The organism is Micromonospora sp. CPCC 206061 (genome assembly GCF_036906915.1).
GTDB lineage: Bacteria > Actinomycetota > Actinomycetes > Mycobacteriales > Micromonosporaceae > Phytohabitans.
The window spans coordinates 1-23,987 of sequence record NZ_JBAKHX010000034.1; the positions used below are offsets into that span (position 1 = coordinate 1).

Annotated in this window: 29 protein-coding genes and 1 pseudogene; 15 read left to right on the forward strand and 15 right to left on the reverse strand. The window is 69.8% G+C overall.

The features are described 5' to 3' along the window. The first annotated feature begins 339 nt into the window (after positions 1 to 339). The 5 genes from V6V89_RS22190 (at position 340) to V6V89_RS22210 (ending at position 3,735) form a co-directional block, all read left to right on the forward strand. A complete protein-coding gene (locus V6V89_RS22190) occupies positions 340 to 534 on the forward strand; it encodes a hypothetical protein (protein ID WP_334621146.1) in 195 nt (64 codons plus the stop codon). Further along, positions 501 to 896: an ATP-binding protein gene (locus tag V6V89_RS22195; protein WP_334621147.1), complete on the forward strand. Its 396-nt coding sequence runs from the start codon at positions 501 to 503 to the stop codon at positions 894 to 896. Before V6V89_RS22190 ends, V6V89_RS22195 begins: the two co-directional genes overlap by 34 nt. A gap of 73 nt (positions 897 to 969) precedes the next feature. Then, positions 970 to 1,500, forward strand: a complete 531-nt coding sequence (locus V6V89_RS22200; RefSeq protein ID WP_334621148.1) for a general stress protein — start codon at positions 970 to 972, stop codon at positions 1,498 to 1,500. A 6-nt stretch (positions 1,501 to 1,506) separates the two neighbouring features. Further along, the gene (locus V6V89_RS22205; protein ID WP_334621150.1) at positions 1,507 to 1,785 is read left to right on the forward strand and encodes a LapA family protein; all 279 of its coding nucleotides are present in this window, start codon (positions 1,507 to 1,509) and stop codon (positions 1,783 to 1,785) included. Positions 1,786 to 1,869: 84 nt separating this feature from the next. After that, positions 1,870 to 3,735 (forward strand): glycoside hydrolase family 15 protein, encoded by a 1,866-nt coding sequence (locus V6V89_RS22210; protein WP_334621151.1) that lies wholly within the window; start codon positions 1,870 to 1,872, stop codon positions 3,733 to 3,735. A gap of 60 nt (positions 3,736 to 3,795) precedes the next feature. Here V6V89_RS22210 and V6V89_RS22215 read toward each other — a convergent pair whose 3' ends face one another. Next, the gene (locus V6V89_RS22215; protein ID WP_334621152.1) at positions 3,796 to 3,948 is read right to left on the reverse strand and encodes a hypothetical protein; all 153 of its coding nucleotides are present in this window, start codon (positions 3,946 to 3,948) and stop codon (positions 3,796 to 3,798) included. Beyond that, positions 3,945 to 4,463, reverse strand: coding sequence for a DUF421 domain-containing protein (locus tag V6V89_RS22220; protein ID WP_334621153.1), 519 nt, complete (start codon positions 4,461 to 4,463; stop codon positions 3,945 to 3,947). Before V6V89_RS22220 ends, V6V89_RS22215 begins: the two co-directional genes overlap by 4 nt. A 305-nt stretch (positions 4,464 to 4,768) precedes the next feature. Between V6V89_RS22220 and V6V89_RS22225 the strand changes: the two genes are divergently transcribed. Continuing rightward, complete coding sequence (locus V6V89_RS22225; protein ID WP_334621154.1) at positions 4,769 to 5,323, forward strand: copper chaperone PCu(A)C; 555 nt, start codon at positions 4,769 to 4,771, stop codon at positions 5,321 to 5,323. 78 nt (positions 5,324 to 5,401) lie between these two features. After that, a complete protein-coding gene (locus tag V6V89_RS22230) occupies positions 5,402 to 5,995 on the forward strand; it encodes an iron transporter (protein WP_334621155.1) in 594 nt (197 codons plus the stop codon). A gap of 221 nt (positions 5,996 to 6,216) precedes the next feature. Here V6V89_RS22230 and V6V89_RS22235 read toward each other — a convergent pair whose 3' ends face one another. Next, on the reverse strand, positions 6,217 to 8,451 hold the full coding sequence (locus V6V89_RS22235) for a SpoIIE family protein phosphatase (RefSeq protein WP_334621156.1): 2,235 nt from the start codon (positions 8,449 to 8,451) through the stop codon (positions 6,217 to 6,219). 438 nt (positions 8,452 to 8,889) lie between these two features. On the opposite strand from V6V89_RS22235, the gene V6V89_RS22240 reads away from it, so the two are divergent. Beyond that, entirely contained in the window at positions 8,890 to 9,750 is an 861-nt protein-coding gene (locus tag V6V89_RS22240; RefSeq protein WP_334621157.1) for a SigB/SigF/SigG family RNA polymerase sigma factor, read from the forward strand. 96 nt (positions 9,751 to 9,846) lie between these two features. Here V6V89_RS22240 and V6V89_RS22245 read toward each other — a convergent pair whose 3' ends face one another. Together V6V89_RS22245 and V6V89_RS22250 are read right to left on the reverse strand one after the other, a co-directional pair. After that, the gene (locus V6V89_RS22245; protein ID WP_334621158.1) at positions 9,847 to 10,212 is read right to left on the reverse strand and encodes a hypothetical protein; all 366 of its coding nucleotides are present in this window, start codon (positions 10,210 to 10,212) and stop codon (positions 9,847 to 9,849) included. 82 nt (positions 10,213 to 10,294) lie between these two features. After that, positions 10,295 to 10,462: a hypothetical protein gene (locus V6V89_RS22250; RefSeq protein ID WP_334621159.1), complete on the reverse strand. Its 168-nt coding sequence runs from the start codon at positions 10,460 to 10,462 to the stop codon at positions 10,295 to 10,297. A 77-nt stretch (positions 10,463 to 10,539) separates the two neighbouring features. Between V6V89_RS22250 and V6V89_RS22255 the strand changes: the two genes are divergently transcribed. Continuing rightward, entirely contained in the window at positions 10,540 to 10,710 is a 171-nt protein-coding gene (locus V6V89_RS22255; protein ID WP_334621160.1) for a hypothetical protein, read from the forward strand. A gap of 306 nt (positions 10,711 to 11,016) precedes the next feature. On the opposite strand, the gene V6V89_RS22260 is transcribed toward V6V89_RS22255, so the two are convergent. Beyond that, the gene (locus V6V89_RS22260; RefSeq protein ID WP_334621162.1) at positions 11,017 to 11,469 is read right to left on the reverse strand and encodes a PRC-barrel domain-containing protein; all 453 of its coding nucleotides are present in this window, start codon (positions 11,467 to 11,469) and stop codon (positions 11,017 to 11,019) included. Positions 11,470 to 11,577: 108 nt separating this feature from the next. Continuing rightward, positions 11,578 to 12,597, reverse strand: a complete 1,020-nt coding sequence (locus tag V6V89_RS22265) for a S1C family serine protease (RefSeq protein WP_334621163.1) — start codon at positions 12,595 to 12,597, stop codon at positions 11,578 to 11,580. A 161-nt stretch (positions 12,598 to 12,758) separates the two neighbouring features. Here V6V89_RS22265 and V6V89_RS22270 point away from each other — a divergent pair, with 161 nt between their 5' ends. Beyond that, on the forward strand, positions 12,759 to 14,018 hold the full coding sequence (locus tag V6V89_RS22270; RefSeq protein ID WP_334621164.1) for an ABC transporter substrate-binding protein: 1,260 nt from the start codon (positions 12,759 to 12,761) through the stop codon (positions 14,016 to 14,018). Between the two features lie 183 nt (positions 14,019 to 14,201). On the opposite strand, the gene V6V89_RS22275 is transcribed toward V6V89_RS22270, so the two are convergent. Genes V6V89_RS22275 through V6V89_RS22285 form a run of 3 tightly spaced genes read right to left on the reverse strand, consistent with a single transcriptional unit; the run spans position 14,202 to position 16,788 of the window. Beyond that, on the reverse strand, positions 14,202 to 14,774 hold the full coding sequence (locus V6V89_RS22275; RefSeq protein ID WP_334621165.1) for a GerMN domain-containing protein: 573 nt from the start codon (positions 14,772 to 14,774) through the stop codon (positions 14,202 to 14,204). Continuing rightward, positions 14,771 to 16,117: a sensor histidine kinase gene (locus tag V6V89_RS22280; protein WP_334621166.1), complete on the reverse strand. Its 1,347-nt coding sequence runs from the start codon at positions 16,115 to 16,117 to the stop codon at positions 14,771 to 14,773. The genes V6V89_RS22275 and V6V89_RS22280 overlap by 4 nt, the downstream gene beginning before the upstream one ends. Then, a complete protein-coding gene (locus V6V89_RS22285; RefSeq protein ID WP_334621167.1) occupies positions 16,114 to 16,788 on the reverse strand; it encodes a response regulator transcription factor in 675 nt (224 codons plus the stop codon). The genes V6V89_RS22280 and V6V89_RS22285 overlap by 4 nt, the downstream gene beginning before the upstream one ends. A gap of 144 nt (positions 16,789 to 16,932) precedes the next feature. On the opposite strand from V6V89_RS22285, the gene V6V89_RS22290 reads away from it, so the two are divergent. The 4 genes and pseudogenes from V6V89_RS22290 (at position 16,933) to V6V89_RS22300 (ending at position 18,717) form a co-directional block, all read left to right on the forward strand. Continuing rightward, positions 16,933 to 17,439: an STAS domain-containing protein gene (locus tag V6V89_RS22290; RefSeq protein WP_334621168.1), complete on the forward strand. Its 507-nt coding sequence runs from the start codon at positions 16,933 to 16,935 to the stop codon at positions 17,437 to 17,439. 38 nt (positions 17,440 to 17,477) lie between these two features. Further along, positions 17,478 to 18,050 (forward strand): annotated as a pseudogene (locus V6V89_RS41765) (STAS domain-containing protein); the annotation flags it as partial. Between the two features lie 51 nt (positions 18,051 to 18,101). Beyond that, entirely contained in the window at positions 18,102 to 18,407 is a 306-nt protein-coding gene (locus tag V6V89_RS41770; protein WP_442935198.1) for a BON domain-containing protein, read from the forward strand. Between the two features lie 40 nt (positions 18,408 to 18,447). Continuing rightward, on the forward strand, positions 18,448 to 18,717 hold the full coding sequence (locus tag V6V89_RS22300; RefSeq protein ID WP_334621170.1) for a HesB/IscA family protein: 270 nt from the start codon (positions 18,448 to 18,450) through the stop codon (positions 18,715 to 18,717). A 57-nt stretch (positions 18,718 to 18,774) separates the two neighbouring features. Here the strand turns inward: V6V89_RS22300 and V6V89_RS22305 are convergent, their stop codons facing one another. Next, positions 18,775 to 19,266 carry a hypothetical protein gene (locus V6V89_RS22305; protein ID WP_334621171.1) on the reverse strand — a complete coding sequence of 164 codons (492 nt, stop codon included), beginning with the start codon at positions 19,264 to 19,266 and terminating at the stop codon, positions 18,775 to 18,777. Continuing rightward, positions 19,263 to 19,580, reverse strand: a complete 318-nt coding sequence (locus V6V89_RS22310) for an STAS domain-containing protein (protein ID WP_334621172.1) — start codon at positions 19,578 to 19,580, stop codon at positions 19,263 to 19,265. The genes V6V89_RS22305 and V6V89_RS22310 overlap by 4 nt, the downstream gene beginning before the upstream one ends. Positions 19,581 to 19,974: 394 nt before the next feature. Between V6V89_RS22310 and V6V89_RS22315 the strand changes: the two genes are divergently transcribed. Further along, entirely contained in the window at positions 19,975 to 20,646 is a 672-nt protein-coding gene (locus tag V6V89_RS22315; protein WP_334621173.1) for a hypothetical protein, read from the forward strand. A gap of 203 nt (positions 20,647 to 20,849) precedes the next feature. Here the strand turns inward: V6V89_RS22315 and V6V89_RS22320 are convergent, their stop codons facing one another. From V6V89_RS22320 to V6V89_RS22330, 3 genes are all read right to left on the reverse strand, one after another. After that, the gene (locus tag V6V89_RS22320) at positions 20,850 to 21,935 is read right to left on the reverse strand and encodes an AI-2E family transporter (RefSeq protein WP_334621174.1); all 1,086 of its coding nucleotides are present in this window, start codon (positions 21,933 to 21,935) and stop codon (positions 20,850 to 20,852) included. A gap of 183 nt (positions 21,936 to 22,118) precedes the next feature. Further along, positions 22,119 to 22,598: an SPW repeat protein gene (locus V6V89_RS22325; RefSeq protein WP_334621175.1), complete on the reverse strand. Its 480-nt coding sequence runs from the start codon at positions 22,596 to 22,598 to the stop codon at positions 22,119 to 22,121. Positions 22,599 to 22,739: 141 nt separating this feature from the next. Further along, a complete protein-coding gene (locus V6V89_RS22330; RefSeq protein ID WP_334621176.1) occupies positions 22,740 to 23,201 on the reverse strand; it encodes a peptidoglycan-binding domain-containing protein in 462 nt (153 codons plus the stop codon). Between the last annotated feature and the right edge of the window lie 786 nt (positions 23,202 to 23,987).

Sequence of the window (23,987 nt, forward strand, 5' to 3'; positions counted from 1 at the left end):
CCCGCCGAACCAGCGCCTCGTCGTTGCCTGACCCTGCCCGCGAACACCAGACGTTCACCTCCGATGGCGGTAAGTGCATACCTGCATTGATTGGCCAATTGACCTTAAGCCAACTCGCCACGTTCCGTAGGTCGACCGATCGGCCGACGCGAACAGTTCAACGGTGGTGAGGAATTCTTCGATTCGTTTCCGCTGCGCTGCTCGGATCTTGTGCAACCCGTGCACGTAGCCAAAGATTGCCGTGTAGCACGACGCAACAGATAGATCAGGAGGTGCGAAATCTCGAACAGGTTGCCCCGCTCCACTCTCAGTCGTGACTTCGTCACCGCGATCTCCTGCATGAGACTTCACCGAACCGTGGAGGACGTCGACCTGCCGGCGATCGCCGCGACACTATCCCGCGGGCTGCTCGACGACCCCGTCGCTCTGATCATGGATCTCACCGCCGTCCGCGATGCAGGGTGGAGAACGATCACCGTGTTGGCCGACGCCGGCGGGCAATGCGCGACGCCGGCATTGCCGCACGCGCCCTAACGCAGCGACCCAATCGCCGGCACCGACACCTGCCACCGCAGCCGTGGTCGGTGACGTCGACCCGCCACATGGTGGACGCGGCATGCGCCGCCTGGCAGATCCCTGCGGTGACGCAGCCGGCGCAGGCGATCGTGTCAGAACTCGCCGGCAACGCGGTCCTGCACGCCGCCACCGAGTTCGACGTGACGTTAAGCCTGCTGGCTGGCCACCTGCGCATCAGTGTCCGTGACCGATCCACAACACTTCCCCACCGCAGCATGGATACAAAGTCTGCACTTACCGAAGGCGGCCGGGGCCTGATGATCACCGAGGCGCTGTCGGCCGACGATGGGAAGACCGTCTGGGCGATAGTGCGAACCTGAGCGGTGAGCGACAAGGTTTGACCGCCGGGCCCGAGGGTAGCCGCCGCCCGACGTCGAGGAAAGGAGGACGATGATGTCCACACGTCACATGCGCGGCTCGACGTGGCGCCCCGACGACACGTCCGCATTGAGCGGCGGCGCCGAGAGCTCACGCAGGTACCAGAGCGTCGCCTCTTACCCCAGGTACCCAGACGCCGAACGGGCCGTCGATCGCCTGTCCGACAACGGCTTCCCGGTGCAGAACGTGGCCATCGTAGGGCGCGGGCTCAGAAGCGTCGAACAGGTGACCGGCCGGCGCACCTACTGGACCGCCGCCGGACAGTACGCCCTCGCCGGTGCCATCGGCGGTGCCCTCATCGGCTGGTTCCTCGGCCTGTTCGACCTCGTCGACCCCCTGGTCGCGGCGTTCTGGCTGGCGGCGTCAGGCGCGCTCATCGGCGCCTTCATTGGCACTGCGCTCGGGCTGCTCGTGCACGCCATGACCGACGGCCGGCGCGACTTCTCGTCCGTCGGGACCGTCCAGGCCGACAGGTACGACCTCCAGGTCGACACCCGGTACGCCGACCAGGCTGCCAGGGTCTTGGCCGCCGACCGCGGGCGGTGAGCGGCGATGAAACAGCACCCTGATACCCACTCCCGCGTCGCCGGCCTCTGGATTGGGCTGATCGTGGCGGCGGTAGTGTTCGCGCTACTGCTGATCTTCATCCTGCAGAACGGGCGGCGGGTCGAGATCTCCATCTTTGGCGCGGATGGCACCATGCCGCTCGGCGTGGCCTTGTTGCTAGCCGCCATCGGCGGCGCGCTGCTGGTGGCGATACCAGGCAGCATCCGGATCACTCAACTCCGCCGGATGCTCCGGCCCGAACACCTCCGGCCGGACAGGGAGTGACCGGCCCGGACGACGCAGCGCGCAGGAGGCGGGCGTTTCCATGACACCAGGGCGGGTACCGACCGTTTCAGGCCGATAGCCGGCGTGGTGGAGGTGAATGTGGCGGGCCGCATCGAGGACTACGCGCTGCTGGGCGACCTCCAGACCGGCGCCCTCGTCGGCCGGGACGGCTCCATCGACTGGCTGTGCCTGCCCCGGTTCGACTCGTCGGCGTGCTTCGCCGCGCTCCTGCACGACGAGAGCGCCGGCCACTGGCGCCTCGCCCCCGCCGGCGCCGACCGCGCGAGCCGCCGCCGGTACCGGGACGACAGCCTCGTCCTCGAGACCGAATGGCACACGCCGGACGGGGCGGTGCGGGTGGTCGATTACATGCCGCCGCGCGGCCAGGCGCCCGACATCGTCCGCGTCGTGGAGGGCGTGTCCGGCGCGGTGCCCATGCGGATGCGGCTGCGGCTGCGCTTCGATTACGGCAGCATCGTGCCCTGGGTACGCCACCACGACCGGGACTTCGCCGCGGTCGCCGGGCCGGACGCGGTCTGGCTGCACACCGAGATGCCACTGCACGGCGACGAACGGCTCACCGAGGCAGATTTCACCGTCCGAGCCGGCGACCGGGTGCCGTTCGTGCTCACCTACCAGCGCTCGCACCTGTCTCGCCCGGAGCCGGTCGACCCCGACCGGTCCCTCCACGAGACGCAGCGCTTCTGGAAGTCTTGGATCGATCGCTGCCGTTACCGCGGCCCCTGGAGCGACGCGGTACGTCGCTCGCTGGTGCTGCTCAAGGCCCTCACCTACACACCTACCGGCGGCATCGTGGCCGCGGCCACCACCTCGCTGCCCGAGCAGTTGGGCGGGGCACGCAACTGGGACTACCGGTACTGCTGGCTGCGCGACGCGACGTTCACCCTGCAGGCGTTGCTCGGCACCGGGCACGTCGCCGAGGCCCGGGCGTGGCGGGAGTGGCTACTGCGCGCAGTGGCCGGCGACCCCGCCGACCTGCGCATCATGTACGGGCTTGACGGCACCCGCCGCCTCCCGGAGTCCTCCCTGGACTGGCTGGCCGGGTACGCCAACTCTCGCCCGGTGCGGGTGGGCAACGCGGCCGCCGACCAGTTCCAGCTGGACGTGTGGGGCGAGGTGCTCGACGGGCTGCACCTGGCACGTGAGAGCGGCCTGTCGGCGAATGAAGCCGCCTGGGACCTGCAACGCGCCCTCCTGGACTACCTCGAAGGCAACTGGCGGCGCGTCGACAACAGCCTCTGGGAGGTACGCGGCCCGCGCCGGCAGTTCGTGCACTCCAAGGTGATGGCCTGGGCCGGCTTTGACCGGGCGGTGCGCGCGGTCGAACGGCATCGCCTCGACGGGCCGGCCGACCGGTGGCGCGCGGTGCGAGACGAGATCCACGCGGAGGTGTGCGCCAAGGGCTTCGACACCGGCCGCAACACCTTCACCCAGTTCTACGGCTCCCAGGGTCTGGACGCCGCGCTCCTGCTGATCCCCCGTGTCGGGTTCCTGCCGCCCACCGACCCGCGGGTGCTGGGCACCATCGACGCGATCCAGCGAGAGCTGTGCGTGGACGGGTTCGTGCTGCGCTACCAACCACAGAACGATGACAATGTGGACGGTCTGCCCGGTCACGAGGGCGCGTTCCTCGCCTGCAGCTTCTGGCTGGTCGACGCGCTGCACACGGCGGGGCGCAGCGGTCAGGCGCGGGAGCTGTTCGAACGACTGCTCGACCTGCGCAACGACGTCGGCCTGCTGGCCGAGGAGTACGACCCGGTCAGCCGCCGGCACCTGGGCAACACGCCACAGGCGTTCAGCCTGGTCGGCCTGGTCAACTCCGCTCGCCAGCTGGCCGGCGCCACCACCCGCACCTCGGCCGAACCGTCCGAACAGGACACCCAGACCCGCCGCTTGCGCAGCGCTGGCCGGTCCCGGCGGATGCCGTAGATCCGGTTGGCGCCACGCTCGATCTGGCCCATGGCGACGCGCTCCCGTGGGTCGCCGTGGTCAGGCGGGTCGTTCATCCTCCGCCGCGAGGCCGTGCACCCGGTCCTGGACGGCCCGGCGCACCGTGCGGCCGGCCAGGTCGGCAGTGGTCCTGCCGACGATGCGCAGCGGAGGCGGCCCCGTACCGGACTGGGTAAGCGCGGAACCAGTCATTTGGGCTCGAAGCCGTCCACCCCGCGCAGGGCGGTCAGGGCGCCGGCCGCACCGTGGGGGATGACACTCAACTGGCCGTCGGTCTCCAGCACCACCGCCGCCACGTGGGCCAGGTCGCCGATTCCCTGACTGCGCACGGCTTGGCGGACCTCCCCCTCGGTGACCCGCTGGGCTCGCAAGGCGCCCGGCCGCAGTTGCCCGTCGCGCAGCAGCAGCGTCGGCGTGGACTTGATCGTGGTCCGAAATCCGCCGAACCGAACGGACAGCCACGTCGCCGCGAACTGGAGCAGCACCAGCAGCACGAGCGCGGCCACGCCCTCGACGAGCGAGACGTCGGCCGACAGCAGGATGGTGGCGAGTGTGGAGCCCAGCGCGACCGTGACGACCAGGTCGAAGGCGTTCATCTTGGCCAGCGTCCGCTTGCCGGACAGCCGCAGGACGGCGATCAGCGCCGGGTACACCAGGGCGCCGACGATAACGACCCGTGCCAGGTCGGACCAGCTCTGGAACAGCATGTGCCCGGCCTACCAGGCGCTCACGACTTGTTACCCGGTTCCTGGGTGCGGGACTCGAACTCGGTGTGCCCGTTGGGGCACTTCGGAATCGTCTGGCCCTGCTTGACGGAGACCCTTCTCGTCGCATTTCGCGCAGTGGAACACGCCCGTCTTCTGCGCCTTCTCGCCGGCGTGCGCGGTCATCTCGATCACCTTCCCGACTCGTTGGCTGGTATCGCACCGCCTACCCCGCCTTGGCCGATCCAATCGCCGAGCGCGGACCCGCATGGGGTTTCATCCTGCGGGCGATCTGGTACCCGACGGGCATGAAGCGAACAGCGTCCAGGACGCTGACAGCGGCCGGGCTCGTCGCCGCGCTCGCAGCCGCACCCGGCTGCGTCAGCGACCCGCAGGACGTCGTACAGGCCGGCGTGATGGGCGCCAACGCGGAGGTGGGAGATATCCGGCTACTCAGCGTGTATGTCGAGGCCCCCACGGCGCCGGCCTACCCGGCCGGCGCCGACGCGCGAGTATGGCTCACGCTGCTGAACCAGGGCACCACGCCGGATGCGCTGACCGGGGTCACGACGCCGGCCGCCGATCGGGTGGAGATCCGCTGGGATCAGAACTGTGACGGCGTGTACCAGGCCGTCCCCCAGCTCGCGTTACAGCCCACCCAGCCACCGCGGGCCAGCACTACCGGCGTGCCGCCGTTCGACGCGTACCACCTGCGGGTCGTGGGCTTCCAGGATCCGGTGCTCGCCGGGTCGGCCATCGAGCTGACGTTCGCCTTTCAAAAGGCCGGGACGGTGACCGTCGAGGTCCTCGTACAGCCCAGTGACGCGCCTCGCGCCGAGCCCAGTGTCCGCTGCGCTGGATAGGGCGACTCGACGTTTACCTGGCTGGCCGCCGGGTAGCCGGCGCGCCGGCTGACAACGAGAAAGAGCGGAGGTCGGCTGATGAAAGACGCGGCAACACCGCCGATGCGGCCCAGCAACGAGGCCACCAAGCGTCAACGGGACATCGCCGCCGTGCAGGGCGAGGCGTATCGGCTCGCGGTCGAGGCGATGGCCGTGGAGAACGGCATCCGGGAGACCCGTGCCGGCGGCTACGTGATCGGCTTTACCACGGAGGCGGCCGAAGGCGCGTACACGCCACAGGACAGGCAGTTGGCCAGGGCCGAGCCCGCCGGGGCCAACACGCACATGGAAGTGATCGTTGCCGACGGCAGCGACGGCCGGTTCGTCCCTCAGCTCGACGTCACGGTCACCGTTTTGACCGACGGGCGACAGCTGTTCACCACCGCCGTCCCCTTCCTGTGGCACCCGTTCCTGTACCACTATGGGATCAACGCCGAGGTGCCAGGCGAAGGCCCATTCGACGTGACCGTCCGCATTCAACCGCCGGATTTCATGCGCCACGACCCGGTGAACGGCCAGCGGTTCGCAGAGCCGGCGGAGGCGGCCTTCACCCAGGTGCGGTTCAACACGGGGGTGAAGCGGAGCCCGGACGTCTCACCACACGCCGGCACCGTGCCGGAAGCCAGCCACTGACCTAGGCCCGATCGTCTTGCGCCAGAACCGCCTCACGCCAGCCGCTCGGTCAGGAACTGCTCCCAGGTACGGCGACCGGAGGAATCGGTGGTGAGGTTGGCGCCGGCGCGCAGGGCCGCCGCGGCCTTACCCGGCATGCGGATCGACGCCATCGGCCGGCGCCTGCCGGTCGCCCGCAAGTATCCGCGGTACGCGGTCCGCGCCGACGGTCGGCGAAACCTTCAGCCGCCGTTGAAGCGGGCGACGATGACGCATCGATCCATGTCGTCACCGGCCTCGTCAAGCAGGCCGGACACCGTCTCCGGCTCGATCCGAGCCGCGGCGCCGGCTAGCGTGTGGACGGCCGGTTGGCCCGCCGGCATGTGCACGTGCAGCAGCAGGCGGTCGCCCGCGGCTACCGGAAGCTCCCGTTCCTCGTATGCGGTCGCCGGCTCGGCACCGAGTGGGGGCGCGTCCGCGCTGGCCAGGATCGTGCCGGCGGCCTCGCCACGGAAGTGGATGGGCCTGCCCGTGCCGGCGGACGCCCAGCGGACGCGGCGGTGTGCGTGGGCGTAACGGGCCAGGACGATGCCGGCGGTCAGTCCGGGCCGGTCGAAGCGGACCAGCGCGTTGGTGGCGGTGAGGATCTCGCCCGGACCCCGCCGCACCACGGCATACGAACGGACGGCATGCCGTATCCGCCCAGCGCCCACCATCGCGTCGGGGGCGCTACCCGCCGCGAGTCCGGCCATGAGCAGCACATCGCCGCCGGGCAGTTCGGCCGCGTCGTGCCATGCGGTGCCGAAGGAGTGGGCACCTGGCCGGCAGGCGCCGTCCGCGGTCACATGCTTGGCCGCCAACGGTTTGGGCGCCGGCAGCATCGCGGAGGCCAGAGCAGTCCGGACGGCGGCCGCCTGGCGCTGGCCGGCCAGGTCTATCTCGGTCTTGCGCAACCGCGCTTCCAGCAACCGCTGCTCAGTGACGTCCTGCACGGTGCCGACCACCACGGCTGCGGCCTGGGCTGGCTCCACGGTGACCTGCAGCGATCTGCCAAGGATCCGGCCGGCACCGCGAAAGACCTGCGTCTGCGGCGCCCTTCCGCCGCCCGTCATCAGAGCGCGCAGCAGCCGGCGGGCGGCCGGACGGTCCGCCTCGTCGATCCGGTCGAGGACGGCGTCCACGTCCGTGAGCCGCTCATCATCGAGGCCGAGCAACATCATCAAGTACGGCGACAGGTGTACCACGCCGCTGTGCGGCTCCCAGCGGAAGGAGCCGATCCGGGCCACCGCCTCAGCCCTCAGCAGTTGCTCGTAGCTGGACTCCGCCGAGGTGTGGGGATGCCACACCAGCAACACCTTGTCCGCTACGGCGGCGACCCGGGCGCTCACGCTGCCGGCGTCCTGGCCGCCCACGTCGTCCGGGCGCAACCGGACCAGGTCCAGATGGTGCAGCGCCGTGCCTGCCACAACATCCCGGCAGGCGGCTAAGAGCGCCTGACTGCCCGCATAGGGAAACAGGGACAGCAGCGTCGCTCCAGCCAGCTCGACACCGCCCGCGCGGCACAGCGCCTTCGCATACGAGTTGGCCCGAACCACCCGGAAGTCAGTGGCGATCGCGGCACCGGACGGCACCGGTGCGAGCAGCACGGCCGGGTTGTGCATCGCCTCCAGCGGGATCGACAGCCAGGCGCCGGCGGCCAGGTCCGCCCCTCCCGACAGCTCACTTAGCCGGATGCTAACCGGCTCGGCCAGCGCCAACAGATAACGCTCGGACTCGCCGCGTAGCCGCAGCGGAGTCGACCAGCTCAGGCCCGCACTGCCAACGATGTCCTCACCATCCGTCAGCGGCAGCGCGACAGCGGCGGCCGGCGGGTTGGCGCTGTCCGCCAGCGCCGGGAACTCCTGCTTGACCACGTCCGGGGTACTCGCGACGACCGGCGCCCGGCAGCGCACCGCCCGCGTTACAGGCACCTCCAGCTGCGGCGGCATCCGCGTCCACTGCGACCGCTGCAACACCGTCAGGCCGTGCGCGCCGAGCAGGCGCAAGGCGCCGTCCGGCTCCAGGCCGCAGATGGAGACCGCCCGTGGCTGTGGCCATCCAGGCGCGGCGACCGCCAGCGCCTCGGCGAGTTCGTCGTGATCACGGGCCGCCGCGGCCCGCGCGCCGATGATCTGGTGAAAGGTGTGCAGCGCCTCCACCCCGGCCGGCCGTGCCGGGGGTGTCACCGGCTGCCCACCCTGGCTGGCCGGCAGTTCTTCGGCCACCCGGGTGCGTAACTGGTCGTCGACCACCGGTTCGGTCTCCGGTTGCGGGGGATCCGGGATCGCCGCGCCCACCACCGCCGCGGCCACGCCCGCGACCTTGGTGTTCGTGTCCTGGGACAGCTTCATCAGGCGGTCGAACGCCTCCTGTGGCGGAACCCCGAGCCGGGCCGCCATGACACCCTTGGCCTGCTCGATGACCGCCCGGTTCAGCATCGCGCGACGTAACCCGGCGACCTCCGCACGCAGACGCGCTACCGTCTCCTCCAGCGCACGAGTTGCGGCCTCTCTGTCCGACAGCGCCACCGTTCCCCCTTCCGAACTCTCGCACGGTGGATTCCCCGGCAGCCCTGGGCAAACCTGTCGGTGGGCGCACAGTCTCATGACAGAAGCGTGACGGCCGCGCGCCCCATGACGACTGTGTGACAAAACGCCGCAGTCCAACACATCAGCCCGCGACTGGCGTAACGTTCAGAGGAGCCGTTCGTACAACGCTGGAGCGGCCACTCGACAGGCGAAAGCGATGGCGGAATGCCGATCCTCGCCTGACGGCACTCGAGACCAGGGTGCCCTGCCAACGGCCTTCCCGCCGGCGTCACGTTGCAAACCGCGCCTTACGCGGTGAACGCTGGCCACTGCCTCGCAGGGGTACCCATGACAACCGTCGCCATCTCCCCCGAAACCACCGTCGCCGTCGAACCACCGGCCACGCCCCGGCCCAGCCGACCCGATCCGATCGAACGCGCACACACCGACCAGGCGATTGAGCGGCTGCTGCGCCGGATGGACGCCGAGCCCCCCAACAGCGCCACCCGCGCCCGCCTGCGGGAGCAAGTGATCATGTTGAGCCTGCCGATCGCGCACCGCCTCGTGCGTCGCTACCGCACCCATGGCGAGCCGCTGGAGGACCTGTGCCAGGTGGCGGCCCTCGGGTTGGTCAACGCCGTCGACCGGTACAACCCCAAGTTCGGCGAACACTTCCTCAGCTATGCCATCCCCACCATCCTCGGCGAGGTCAAGCGGCATTTCCGGGACCGCACCTGGAGCGTTCACGTGCCGCGGCGGTTTCAGGAGCTGCGCCAGCAGATCGCGGTCGCCTCCGACCTGCTCGCGCAACGCTTGCACCGCTCCCCCACACTCGACGAGCTCGCCGCTTACCTGGATATCGAGGGGGACGAGCTCATCGACGGCATGTACGCCGCCACCTGCCACGACGCCGTGTCGCTGGACGGGCCGGGCGCGCGCGCCAGCGTGCTCATGGATGAGGTCGGCGGCAACGATCCCAGGTTTGGACGCACGGAGGTGAACCTCGTCGTGCACCCCGCCCTGCGCTGCCTGCCCAAACGGGAGCGGGAGATCTTGTACCTGCGGTTCTTCGAGAATCTGACGCAGTCGCAGATCGCCGCCCGTGTTGGGGTCTCTCAGATGCACATCTCGCGGCTGATCCGCCACTCCCTCGACCAGCTCCGCCAGCATCTGTCCGCCGACCCCGATGCCGCCTACGGGAATGGCTAGCGATCACCGCTGGGCCGGCGCTGCCGGCGCCCCAGCACGGCGTGGATGTGCAACTGCGGCTCACTCCCGCGCAGCCTCATCTTCGGCACCTTCCCCTCACTGATCGGCCATGAGCTCGTGGCGGCCGACCTTGAGAACCACAGTCCCGTTGTCGACCTCGGAGATCTCGTCCGCCGCGACGTACCGGTCGACGCCGTACACGCCGGTACCCAGCACCTTCACGTAGCCATCGGACATCAGCCGGTCGGCCTGCCCATCGACGACGTCCGGGGCGTTGTCGACAGCGCCTCCGACCATCGCGCCACCGTCGTGCCGGCGGGGCCGCAGATCGCCGTCCGCCGGCTGGTCGCCGACGGTGACGTGGCTGACCGTACCGACGGTCTCCCCTTCCGCGTCCACGACTCGCATGCCGGCGCGGACCTTGCCGATCGGGCGAATCGGCCCGTCAGTCAGATCGGTCATTGTTTACTCCTCCCGCCTGTTCACGGTTATGCGCGCTCGCGACCGCCTACCCTCGGCGCGAAATGCGAAACGGTGTGCGGCCTCAGGCGTCGTCCCAACGGAACAGGTACACCGCCAGTGCGGGGACAACCACCGTGAACGCGAGCAAGATGCCCAGGGCCGGCAAGACACTGGCCGGCCCCTCGTCGCGGACCTTGACCGCCTGCATCGCCTCCACCAGATGCTTGAGTTGGAGACGGTGCGCAGCCACGCGAGAGCACCCGCCCTCGTGCCACGCCTCGGCGACCCGCTCGGGGTCACGCCCGGCTCGGACCGGAAGGACACCTCGTGATCCGATTCCTCATCCGCCGCCTACTGTTCGGCGCCGTCGTCCTGTGGCTGATCAGCGTCGCCGTGTTCGTCCTGTTCTACGTGGCGCCCGCCGACGTCGCCCAGCTGCTGGCCTGCCGGCCGGCCAGCCAGACCACCGTCGAGGCGATCGCGTCGACACCTACGTAATCCAGGACGGGTTGATCGTCGCCCAGAGCGAGGGTGAACAGCAGCCGCGGCGGCGACCATGAGGCGCCTTGTGCCGTGCCGTTTCACCGCGCCCTCCTCACCGGTTGACACATCCCGCCTGGTGGGTGGGCCCGAGCGGAGCGATAGCCACATGCCCGGGCCCACCGTTGGCACCGCCGAAGAGCGCCGTTGCGCTACCCCTCGAACTGCCGGCGCCGGTTCCGGTGCCGCCGGCCGACTAGCCGCGGGCCGCCGCGTTCAAACCTCGGCGACGCGATCCGTTCGCCGTGGCGCGGTGAAACCGCGTCAGCGTATGGCGTCGCCGTCCCGCGGCGGGCGCCTGTGCGAAACGAACGGAAACCCGGGATAGAGATATCCGGGACTCCAGAACGGCGGGTAGCCGTAGTAGCCGTAGACATCCTCGTAGTACGGCAACTGGTCGACCAGGTCCGGATCGTAGCGAGGAGCGCCGGCCAAGCGCTCCTTGGACAGGTCGACCACGACCTCGTCATCGTTAACCTCGGCGACGGCCTCGACGGGGATGAACGACGGCGTGGCGCCGAAGCCCAGAATCCCACCGTGATCGACGCGCAGGAAGCGGACTTTCTCCTCATCCGAGTCGACGAGCAACGTCTCCACCTTGCCCAGTTCATCGCCGGCCGTGTTGCGGACCTTGCGGCCGCGTACGTCCTCGGCCGGGTCGGCCACGGCCCGCCCCGAGTCCTTCAACTGGACCAGCGCCGCTTTCTCCTCTGCCATGTCAGGTCTCCCTCCCACGTCTGGACGTCGGGGAACGTCGTGCGGCTACCCACGCGGGCATGTCCGAAACGCCAGCGAGGGCCTGGAGTCACGCTGAACGCCGCCAGTTCAGCGTTCGATCTGCCCTAGGGTGACCTTGGCTGTGGCGGTGTCACCACCGCGCAGGTAGGTGACGTCGACGACCTGGCCCGGCTCCACCGCACGAAGGGCTCCCAGGAACTGCTCGACCGTCGCGGTCTGCTCGCCGTGGAACGTCGTGATGATGTCACCGGCGTGCAGGCCCGCCGCCGCGGCGGGGCCGTCATCGACGACGTCCAGCACCAGGACGCCGCGGTCGGTCGGCGCACCGAGCCGGTCGGCTATCTGCGGGGTGAGCCGGCCTGGCTGGATGCCGACGAAGGGATGCGTGGCCTTGCCGTCGTCGAGCAGATCCTCGGCGACATCCTGGGCGGTGGCCGCCGGGATCGCGAAGCCGATCGACACGGCGCCGCTCTGGGGCGGTAGGTAGGCGTCGTTGATGCCCACCACGCGGCCGGCGGTGTCTACCAGCGCGCCTCCGGAGTTGCCCGGTGAGATCGCCGCGTCGGTCTGGATCAGGTCGACCAACGCCTGGCTCTGCCCGGCGCTGCCAGGGATTTCCCGTCCGACGCCGGAGACCACGCCCATCGTGACGCTGTTGCGGAAACCGAGCGGGGTGCCCATCGCCAGCACGATCTCGCCGGTAGCGGGCAGCTCGGTGCGGAAGCTGGCCGGCGGTAGGTCGGTCCGCTCTGCGCGCAGGACCGCCAGGTCGGTGACGGGGTCCGTGGACACGACGGTGGCCGCGATGCGTTCGCCGCTGGCCAGCGCCAGCTGGACCGTCCGGGCACCCTGAACAACGTGCTCGTTGGTGAGCACCAGACCGCCGTCCCGGAACACCACGCCGGAGCCCAGGCCGCCGCCGACGAGCACGGTGACGACGGAGGGCTCGACGCGGGCGACCACCTCCGAAAAGCCACTCGCCAGGTCGGACGCGGGGGTCGGCGACAGGTCCGCCGCGGATCGTTCGTCGTCGGTGCACGCGGTCAGGGCAGCAGTGGCCAGTGCGGCCGAGGTGGCGAGAGCGGCCAGTGAGCTTCGGGTACGCATGCGGTGCGGCTACCCAACCGCCCGGCGGTTACGCGCGAACCTGGCCTCAACCTCCAGTGCCGCCGGGGCGGCCGCGAACCGCCGATGGTTGACCGAGTCTCCCGGTGGGTAGGCGGCCGGTCCCAACACGGTAGGACGGCGTGAACCGGTCGGGAGGAATCATGCGATCTTCACGACGGGCCGCGATAGTGGCCGCGGCCATGGCGGCGCTGCTGCCGGTCACCGCGTGCGGCGGCGAGGGCGGCAGCGGCGACAATACGGTCGAGGTGTTCACCTGGTGGGCCGACGGCGGTGAGAAGGTGGGCCTTGACGCGCTCGTCGGCGTGTTCGACACCAGGTGCCCAGCGCAGACGTTCGAGAATGGCGCGATCGCGGGCGGCGCCGGGGCGAACGCCAAGCAGGTGCTCGCCTCGCGCCTGCAGACCGGCTCCCCGCCGGACACGTTCCAGGCGCACGCCGGCGCGGAGCTGGTGGACTACATCGCCGCAGGACAGATCGAGGACCTGAGCTCGAGCTACGACGACTGGGGCCTGCGCGAGGCGTTTCCCCCGGGCCTGATCGACAACCTCACCTACGAGGACAAGATCTACTCGGTACCGGCCAACATCCACCGGGCCAACGTCGTGTGGACCAACAAGCAGGTCCTCGCCAAGGCCGGCGTGACGCAGGCCCCCACCAGCATGGCGGAGTTCGTCGACGCGCTCGACGCGGTCAGGGCCAGCGGCGTCACCGCGCCCCTCGCCGTCGGCACGGACTGGACCCAACTGATGCTGCTGGAGACGGTGCTCATCACCGTCCTGGGGCCGGATGAGTTCACCGGCCTGTGGAGCGGCGACACCGACTGGCGCGGCGCCGAGGTCACCAAGGCGATCGCCGACTACGACCGGCTGCTCGGCTACTCCAACGGAGACCGGGACGCGCTGGACTGGACGGACGCCGAACGGATGCTGATGAACGGGCGGGCCGGCTTCCAACTGATGGGCGACTGGGAGGCCGCCGACCTAGATGCCATGGGTTTCCGCGACTACTACGGCTACTTCACCTTCCCGGGTAGCGGCGAGACCTTCCAGTGGCTGGCCGACTCGTTCACCCTGCCGCGCGGCGCGTCGAACGTCGACGGCGCGCGCTGCTGGCTCGAGACGGTCGGCAGCAGCGACGGCCAGCGGGAGTTCAACACCAAGAAGGGCTCCATCCCCGCCCGCACCGACGCCGACCCGGTGAACTACCCGCCATACCAGCAGTCCGCCATGGCCGACTGGAAGACCGCCACCCAGGTGCCATCCTGCGCCCACGGCTCGGCCTGCTCGCAGGGCATGCAGGAGGCGGCGAACTCGGCCGTGGCCAAGTTCTCCACCGACCACGACGCGGCCGCCCTCCAGAACGCGCTGGCGCAGGCCGCCGAACAGTTCGCCACGAGCTGACCCCGCGTTGAGGAGCGGCCCCATGCGAAAGGTGCGGCACTGGGGACCTGGCCTCCTGCTGATATCGCCGTCACTGGTCCTGTTGGCGATCTCTTCTCCACATCGCGCATCAGCACCCTGCTCACGGGACGACGGCATGACCGTGTGGGCCCTGCTGCCAACCTGAGCGACTCAGGCGGCTGATCAATCGTGGGTGATCAGGGAGGCATAGTCGGCGGCGGTAAGGGGCACCTCCGATAGGGAACCGTCAGCGCGCGGGATGCCGATCCGTTCGCCACCACGGGTGAAGGTGATGCTGGTGATCTCCGGCCGGGCCGTTAGCGTCGTGACGACCTGACCGTAGGCGAGGACTTCGTCGCTGCGGCCGGTGCCGGCCACTGGTTCGTCCATCTCGATCGTGATCTGGCTACCGTGCCGGCCGGCGAGCGTGAGCGTGGTGCCGGTCAGCGCGCTGGCCAGCCCTGCGTTGCGCTCGGCATCGTTGGGCCCGGCGACCAGGTCGCGGACGAGTGTTTCGGCGGTGGGAGCCACCCGAACGCGACGCGTCGTCGGTACCAGCGTGCCGTCCCTGGTGAAGTAGAGCAGTTCCTCGGCTGTGCCGGGATCAGGCGTATCCGGCAGGCCGGAGGCCAGGATCCGATGCGGGCCACGCGGTGGCTGTACCTCCTGCGGCTGTTGCTGAACGGTGACACCGCAGCCAGCCGCCAGCACGAGCACGGCGGCGGCGAACGCCGTCAGCGCCCTCCGGCCGGTCATCTCCCGCATCCTGGCAACTCGATCCGGAAGCGGGCGCCGCCGCCGGGACGATCGTGTACGGTGGCGCGGCCACCGTGGGCGCTGGCGTGCTCGGCGACCAGGGCGAGACCGAGACCGGTACCGTCGACGTCACCGCGGGCCCGCGCGGTGCGCCCGCGTACGAACCGATCAAAAATCACTTCCTTGTCCTCCGGACTGACTCCCGGCCCCTCGTCGTCCACCTCGATGTAGTGCGCGCCCTCCTGGCACCCGAGCCGGATGGCGGTGGGGCCCCCGCCGTACCGCAGAGCGTTGTCGACCAGGTTCGCCAACAGTTGCTCGATCCGGTGCTCATCAACCAGCCACGTCCCGTCTTCCCCGTCGATGATCTGGTCGGAGATTCCCCGTGTGCGGCAGACGCGGCGGGCCAGCTCTGACACGCGGACGGGGCGGCGGTCTGCGGGCTGGTCGCTGCGGGCCAATTCCAGCAGGTCGTCGACGAGCGCCTGGAACCGGGCGACTTCGCCGGTAACCAGGTCCGCGGCCATGGCTGTGCGGTCGTCAAGACGCTCGCGGCGCCGGCCCAGCACGCTCGCCGCGGCCGCGAGCGTCTGCAGCGGCGAGCGCAGTTCGTGACTGACGTCGGCGGCGAACCGGCGGTCGCGTTCCATACGCCGGGCCAGCTGGTCGACCATGTGGTTGAACGACGTCGTCAGCTGCACCAAGTCGGGTTCGCTGGCCGGATCCAGACGCGCGCTGAGATCACCGGCGGTGATCTCCTGCGCGGCCGAGGCCACCGACCTCAACGGGCGCAGCACGTATCCGGTGGCGTACCACCCGAGGGCGGCGCCGGCGCCGGTGGTCATGGCCGCTACCAGCGTTAACACCGCCGCGAGGGTCTGGAACGTACGCTCCAACTCCTGCAACGAGTCGATCTGGTAGAACACCGTGGAGTCGGACAGCGGCACGGCGACAACCACCGCCGGCTGGCCATCGGCGCGGATGCGCTGCTTGCCCGGCGTGCCAGCCTCGGCCATGCGCAAGAGCGGGTCCGGGATCGACGCGGTAACGCCGCTGTCCGCGCTGCGCGCATACCAGATTCCGGCGCGGCGCAGCACCGGCCGCCGGTCGCTACCAGTGTCGAGCGAACGCAGGATTTCCACCATGTCCGGCTCGTCACCAATGAGCCCGGCGTTGACGACCGTAGCGTTGAAATAGGCGGCGCGCACCGCGGTGCGCTCCCGCTCGGCCAGCAGCGAACCGCGGATCAGTTGATACGACACCAGCGCCATCGACGCGGACAGGGCTAGCGCGCCGGCGGCGAACCCGGCGATGACCCGGCCGCGCAGCCCAACCGGTCTCATCGCTGCAGCTTGTAACCGAGGCCGCGGACAGTGACCAGATGGCGAGGGGCGCTCGAATCCTCTTCGATCTTCTGCCGGAGCCGTCCGACGTGGACGTCGACAAGCCGATCGTCGCCGACCTCGTACTCCCACACCCGCCGCAGCAACTGCTGTCGCGACAACACCCGGCCCGGATGCTCGGCCAACTCGCACAACAGCCGGAACTCGGTGCGGGTCAGCGCCACCGGCCGCCCCCGCACAGTGACCTCGCCGGCCTCTGGCCTGATCACCAGGTCACCGAAGACCAGCGACGGAACCGGATCCGCCATTGCGCGCCCGCGCCGGCGCAAGGCCCGCAGCCGCGCCGACAGCTCCTTGACCGCCACCGGCTTGACCAGGTAGTCGTCCGCGCCCGCCTCCAGCGCCGCGACGATGTCATGGGTGTCGTCGCGGGCACTGACCACCACGATCGGTACGTCGTCATCGCGACGCAACTGCCGGATGCATTCGAAGCCATCGATTCCCGGTAGCATCAGGTCGACCAGCACCGTCTCGGCAGGGTCATGGCGCTGCTGGCGCAGCCCGTCCTCCGCCGTCGCCGCGCCACGCGCGGCGTACCCCTCGTCCTCCAACGCGAGCACCAGGGACAGCCTGATCCGGTCGTCGTCCTCGATCACCAGCACACCGGTCATACCCGCATCATGCCCACACCGCGCCGGGTGACGGAAACACTCCCCCCGACCACGGCACCTTGTCATGAAACCGTCACATACCCGCGGACCAGCCTCCACATCCGCCGATCACGCTGGGCACGACCGCGAACGAAGGGGATACAGGTGAGCGTGGCAACAACCCAGCCGGGCACCAGAGCCTGCACCGTGCCGCTCGTCGAAATGCGGATCACCGGCCCGTTGGACATGACCGCGACACAGGCGATCCGCACGACGCTGGACACCGCCATCGCCCTCAACCCGCACCAACTCGTACTCGACCTGGCCGAGTGCCCCGTGATCGACGCGGCCGCGATCGGCCTGCTCCTGGACATACACCGGCACCTGTGGCGATCCGGCGCCGTCCTCACGCTGCGCTCACCCACACCCCGCCTGCGCCATATCCTGCGGATCGCACGGGTGGACAACGTCCTGCGCATCGAGCCCAACGTGGCAGCCACCGAGTCCCCGGCGGCTGCCACGGCCGACACCCCACCAGTCGCCGAGGAGGACCAGCAGTGGCGGTCGCTACCGCCTCCGCCGGTGCCCAGCGCCTTCGTGCGGGCCCACGGACGGGCGCGGCCAGGCGGCGCCGGTCGCCAAGGGCAACCGCCCCAGGACCAATCCGAGTGAGCCGCCCTCCCCGTTCGCTGGCTTGGAGCTGACGACCCATGACTGTCGTACCCGGTAGCGACACCGGCAAGTTCAATTTGATCTGTGACCGTTGCGGTGCCGCCGTCACCGACGTGGTCGGTGACCTGCGCGACGAAGAGGTGGTGTGGACGCTGCTCACTGAACAGGGCTGGACCGGCTCGGCGTTCGCCACCGGTCCGCACCGGTGTTCCCGGTGCCTCGACGCACCGCTGCCCGGTCCACTTGCCGCCGTCAGCGACGACCCGGCCGCACCGCCGCCAGCCCGGCCGTGCCGGCTGGAGACGGCCGGCCTCGACACCGCCGTCCTCAGCCTGACCGGTGACATCGACCTACAGGTAGCGGAGCCCGTCCGCGACGCGCTCGCACACGCCATCGCATTGCATCGCGCGGTCATCCTCGATCTTGCCGCCGTCGACACGATCGACTCCACCGGCCTCGGCCTGCTGGTGCGCGCCCACCAGGACGCCAAGCAACGCGGCGGCCAACTCTGCCTCGCGGCGCCGTCCCGGTTCATCCTCACCGTACTGCACACGATGCGCCTGGACCGTGTATTCGCCATGTACGGCAACCGCGAAGAGGCCATCGCGGAACTCACCCGTGCCCGACAGCCGTCACCCGACCTCGAATCTAGGGAGCAGGACGTGATCAACCCCTGGCCGTACCCCGACGACAGCGCTGTCCCCCACCACCGGTCGGACGAGCCGACCCCTCTGGCCAGCATCGACGAGCGCCTGGCCGACAGCGTCGTCGAACAGCTACGCGCCGACGGACGCACCAGTGGCCAGCACATCACAGTCACAGTGCAGAACCGGGTCGCCATCCTCAACGGCTGGGTGGACTCGGTCGACGCCGCCCACGCGGCCAGCGACCAGGCGTGGCGCACCCCCGGGATCATCGACGTCTGCAACAGCCTCGACCAACCCGACGACGACCCCGCCGACAGCTGATCCGGATACCGCGCCCTTTCACATCGCAGGAGCTCATTCGATGGTGACCTTGACCGACAGCGCGATCGCCCTGATTCGCCGCCTGACCGCGGCGCAGGAGGTGGGCGACCACGGTGGTGTGCGGATCGCGTTAGGCCCGGCGCGCGGTTCGCTGTCGGTCCAGATGGCCCACGAGCCACGCGACGGCGACCAGGTGGTCGACGCCGACGGCGCCCGGCTTTTCCTGGACTGGGCGGCCGCGCGGATCCTCGACGGCAGCAAGCTGGACGCGTCGGTGCGTGACGGCAGCGTGCGATTCGCAATCTTGTAATGGGGCACTGCCGCGGGTCGAACCCTCGGTCGGTCGTCGAGCCCATATCATCCAAGGTCAGACTGCGCCGTCCCGGTCGGCGATCATCCGATAAGCGCGGGTACAGCCCTCGACCAGGAGCGCAGTGGTCAAATGCGCAACGCCCGCCCGTGCGGCGCCGCTCTGATGCGCCAGGTAGTCGGCGACCATCACCACCCGGCACAGTCCTCGGGTCAGTGAACGTCGACCGGCCACGCGCGCCGGCGTCGCGCCGACGCTGGCCAGGTCACGCAGTACCTCAGCGGTGTCGAGGCCGCAATGCCGCAGGATCGCGACGGCGCGTTCGGTGTGACAGGCGGCCCACATCAGGTCGTCCGTACCGGTACGCAGGCGGCCCATGGCACCGGCACGCCGCGCAGCCAGGTCGACCATTGCCTTGGCGGGACGATCGAGCAGGCGGGTGAGCCGCGGATCGAGAAGATCGCTTCGGCTGCCAGCGGCCAACAGCCGGCCGTACAGCCCGTCACCGACGTGCTCGGCATCCGGGTCGTAGCCGCCCGGACCGGTCACCCGTCCAGCAACCCGGTCAGACCGTGCCGCCGCAACTCATTCCGCACCATCGGGTGTGGATCGACCAGAACCAGGCTGGCCTCGCGGTCAGCGGCCGCATCGCACCCGGAACGTAGCGCCCCCAGACCGGCCTCGTCGATGGCCGGTACGGCACTGAGGTCGACGACGATACGACGTGGTCGGGTCGCCGCCAGCACGGCGGTGATCCGGTCCCGCAGCATGTACGCGTTGTCCGACACGATCTCGCCCTGCGGTTCCACCGCAATCGTCATCGTGGGATCGGGCGTCCGGTGTGTGGTGATCACGAGTGTCATCGCATCTCCGTCCGGGTCTGAGGCCCAGCCGCGCCGCAGGCCTCGCCAACCCGACCAGACTCAACGGCGGATTTGGCGATCATCATGCGGATGTACAGCGGTTGTGTGACGGTTTCGCCGACGCCGGACGTGCCGCAGTCTCCGCGCATGACGGTGGCCCTGCGGTTACCGCGCCCCAAACGGCGCTACCCGCTCGCGCGCGTTTGAGGTGCGCGGTCACGGGTAGCCGCGCCGAAAGCGATTCTCGCGGCGTTCAGGAGATGGGCGGCAAACCCGTGACAGTGACTCTCCGGCTGGGAAGGATCGCCGGCCATGCCGTCGGTTGGCCTCGTGACGCTCGACCGGGTCCGCCAGGTCGCGGTCGAGTTCCGCGGCCAGACGACAAGGAGCAGAGATGAGAATCATGGTCACGGCGCTCACACTGACCGCGATGGCACTGACCGCGGCAGCGTGCGGTGACGACGAGCCAGCACAGCCCGAGCCGGGCGGCGACGCCAACGCCAGCCCCACGCCCGGCGGCCCGTTCGCCTCCTGTCTGGTGGGCGACTGGCGCAGCACCGGCGTCGAGGGCCGCGCGGGCGGTGACGTGGCCAGCGCGACCATCCAGGGCGGTGGCGGGGTCGCCGTCACCATCCAGGACAGTGGCGAGGTCCGCGCCGACTTCCGCGACATGCGGCCGATCACGTTCACGGCTCGACTCGGCGACGCCGACCTACAGGGCGAGTTCAGCTATGCCGGTGAGGCCAGCGGTACATTCCGCACCGAGACGGTGACGCCCGGCGGCACCGCTCCGGCGTCCGGGTTCGGCGTCTGGGAGCCGGTCGGGCCGGTGGACTGGGAGGCGGTACGCCTCACGCTGCGCCTCACCGATCCCGCCGACGCAACCCTGCTGGACAACGCGCCCGTCGGCGACTATCTGGGCGAGGCCGCGGAACGCACCGGCGACATCGTCGACACCGATCCGGTACTCGGCGAGGGCGGCTATGAGTGCCGCGGCGACACCATCGTCCTGCGGCCGGACGAGGACGAAGAGGGCGGGATCACCTGGGCCCTCGCCCGTGCTTGAGTCCTTCATCGGCTCGCTGGCCCTGGGTCGTGACCGTCTCCGGGTCGCCCAAAGCAGCTGGGTCGTTCATCGTGGCCCCTTGTCGTCGCGTTCGGCCGTATGCCGTTGGTCAGTATCTTTCTCGGGTGGCTCACCGCGGCCAGCGGCATCGTCTGGTACGGCCATCGGCTCGATCGCCCGCCGCGCGGACGCCGGTGACGCCGCTACCCGCCGCGGGCCTGGTCCGGCGGGCGGGCCTCGCCGATCAGCGTGCTGCCGGCCTTGTAGACGACCGCGGTCAGCGGCACGGCGACAAGCGCGCCGGCAATCCCCGCGCTCAACGTGCCGGCGGTCACCGCGACCAGTACCACCGCGGGATGCAGGCGCAGCGAGCGACCCATGATCAACGGTTCGAGGAGGTTGCCCTCGGCCTGCTGGACCGCGATCACCGCCGCCAGCGTGAGCAGCGCGTCGACGGGTCCGTTGCTGGCCAGCGCGACCAGCGCGGCCAGCACCCCGGCAACGGTCGCGCCGACGATAGGCACGAAGGCAGCCAGGAACGTCACCAAGGCGAGCGGCAATGCGAACGGGACCCCGATGACGACCAACGCGATGCCGATACCGACCGCGTCCACGGCGGCGATCACGACCGTGCCGCGGGCGTACTGGCCGAGCGTCCGCCACGCCTCACGGGCGGCGGCAGCCGCCCGTGGCCGGCTGCCCTCCGGGACCTGCGACACCAGCCACCGGGCGATGCCGGGACCGTCCTTGAGCAGGAAGAACACGAGCACCAAGGCGAGCAGTGCGGCCGCCAGAAATTCGATGACAGTGGGTGCGAAGGTGGCCGGGCTGGCGACCGCGTCCCGCGCGTACTCGGCGGCCTGCCGCTCGACTTCGTCCAACCGTTCGGCGCTGATGCCCAGCGGGCCGGTGACGAGCCAGTCCCGGGTGCGGGTCCAGCCCCGTTCGAGCTGGCCCGGCAAATCAGCTAATTGCGGCGCGAGCGCCTGCCACATCAGGATGCCGGCGCCTGGCAACAGGCCCGGCAAGGCCAACGCGCCGCCGAGCGCGGCCAATGGTCGCGGCACCCGCAAACGGTCGAGCACAGCCACGAGCGGTTCGAGCAGCGCCGTGAGCAGCAGGGCGGCCACCACCGCCAGCGTGAGGGGCGCGAGCGCGGCCGCCAGCCGCAGCGCCAGGTAGGCGGTGGCCGCCACCAGCAGGACGCAGGCGCTGCTGACCGCCGCGTACCGCAGCGGCCACGGTATGGCCCGCCACACCGCCGGCGACCTGTCCGGGACGTCGCTCATGGCGGTCGCGTACCCGAATGGGGCGGGCGCACACCGGTCACCGGCCTTGCCTACGGCGCAGCAGCGGCAGCCCGAACCAGGTCGCCGCGGCGAGCACCGCGACACCTGCCCCCGCCAGGGTCGCCGTCGGTCGGCTCGTCCAACCGGCGGTCTTCGGTGCGTTGACGACTGGTGTCTGGCACGTCATTCTGACTGGTCGGCGGACAGCATCCGACGGCTGATACGCCAGCTCACCATCGCCAGCACGATCACCAGCAGACCGACCAGGATGTCGTTCCACGTGGCTCGGGGCGAGTCGGTGCCGTCGTTGTACCCCAGAACGAACGGCGCCGCGATCAACCAGCCGCCGAGAACCACGTTGATCAGGCTCAACTGTGCGCTGATCAACGGGACGATCATCCTGACCAGCGCGAGCAAGGCGATAGCGACGCCGATCACCGTGTCGTTCCACCGGCCGTTGAAACCCTCCCCGGTGGCGCGGTAGTCCAGGGCGAACGGAGCGATCACTAGCCAGACACCGGCCAGGAACACCACCGAGCTCGGCAGGATGGCCATCACTGGTTCAGGAGTCAGGGAAGGGCGGCCAGCTCCGGCGTCGCCGTACGGCATGGAGGCACGCAGGCGCTCGATGTCTGGGCGGGTGCGTCCTTTGGCGGGCCTCATCACGGACACCTCCGATGCGATCGAACGAATCCCTTTTTCACCCCCCGGGGGGGAAGGAAGCGGGGGGAGGACCTGGCGGCTACCCCATCCGGAGCACGCCGAAACCGCCCGAGAACGCCGGCGGGCAGCCGCCAGGTCTGGTCAGTCAGCCAGCATCCCGCCGGTCAACGCCTGCCAGGTCAGAGGAGCGACGATGCCGTCGACGGGGAAGGCGGGCACTGCCCGCGCGACACCTTCCTGGAACATGCGGACCGCTGCGTCCGTCTGTGGTCCGAAGATTCCGTCGACTTCGACCTCGAGGTCAGGGTTACCGGCCTCGACGCGGATAGCCAGCTCCTCCTGGACCGCGCGGACCGCGTCGCCCCTGCTGCCCTGTGCAACTTGGACGATGATGGCCGCCCAGGTGTTCGGGCCGACGATACCGTCGACCACGAGGGACCTGTCCTTCTGGAAGTCGCGTACGGCGCCGTCGGTCAACGGGCCGAAGACGCCGTCGACCGCCAGCTCATACCTGTTCTCGCGAAGCAGGTGCTGCACATCGCGGACCGCCTGCCCGCGGTCACCTTCCCGGACGAGAGGCCACGGCCTCAGTTCGTTCGTCACGTTAACCTGCCTTCCGGTTGTGATGGATTGCGACATCGCCGACTGTGGGGACGCCATTTCCGGACCGGGCGCGCCGGCTACCCGCGGCAACCGGAGCCAAACACGGCATCACATCCGCTTCGTCACCACTCGGTAAGGACGCACGTAAGGTGTCATCCGTCAAAAGGTGGTAGATGTAAAGGTGTAGGCGCCCGTCGCCCCGCTCCTGTCCACTGGTGGGGTGGCGGGCGCCTGTCACCGCCTTTCAGCGGCCCCGACCGGGCCGTATCCTGGTCGGGTTTCGACCCGGTCCACGTGAGTGCCCCGCCGCGGACCGGCCGGACGGCAATGGCGATCCCTGCGGTGTCAACCTGTACGACGCCGGAGATGTCGACCACGATGACGCGAGGAGGAGTGACACGCTCAATCTCCGCCGCGATGGCTCGTAGAACGTGCCGGAGGTGCTGTGTTCCAGCGTTCCTCCCAAACACGAGCACCACGGACGGACTCCCGTACGGCTGCCGGTGAGCGATGGACAACCCCATCGTCCCCTGTAGACGCTCCGTGCTCCTTAGGCCGGACGAGGACTGCCGGTCATAGGCGGGAGTGGCCGGGGCCGCGGCGAACCGCCGCGACCCCGCCCGGGATCGCGTATCGCCTAGCGCAGCAAGCCGATGGCAAACCCGCACGGCGGGCCGCGGCGGCCGCAGCCGCATCACCCCCGGCCACCGCGGCATGCTTCCCCAGTTGCGGTCCCAGCTTCGTGCCGTCCTATGACGCGTTGTCCGCGGACATATGACAGTTCGA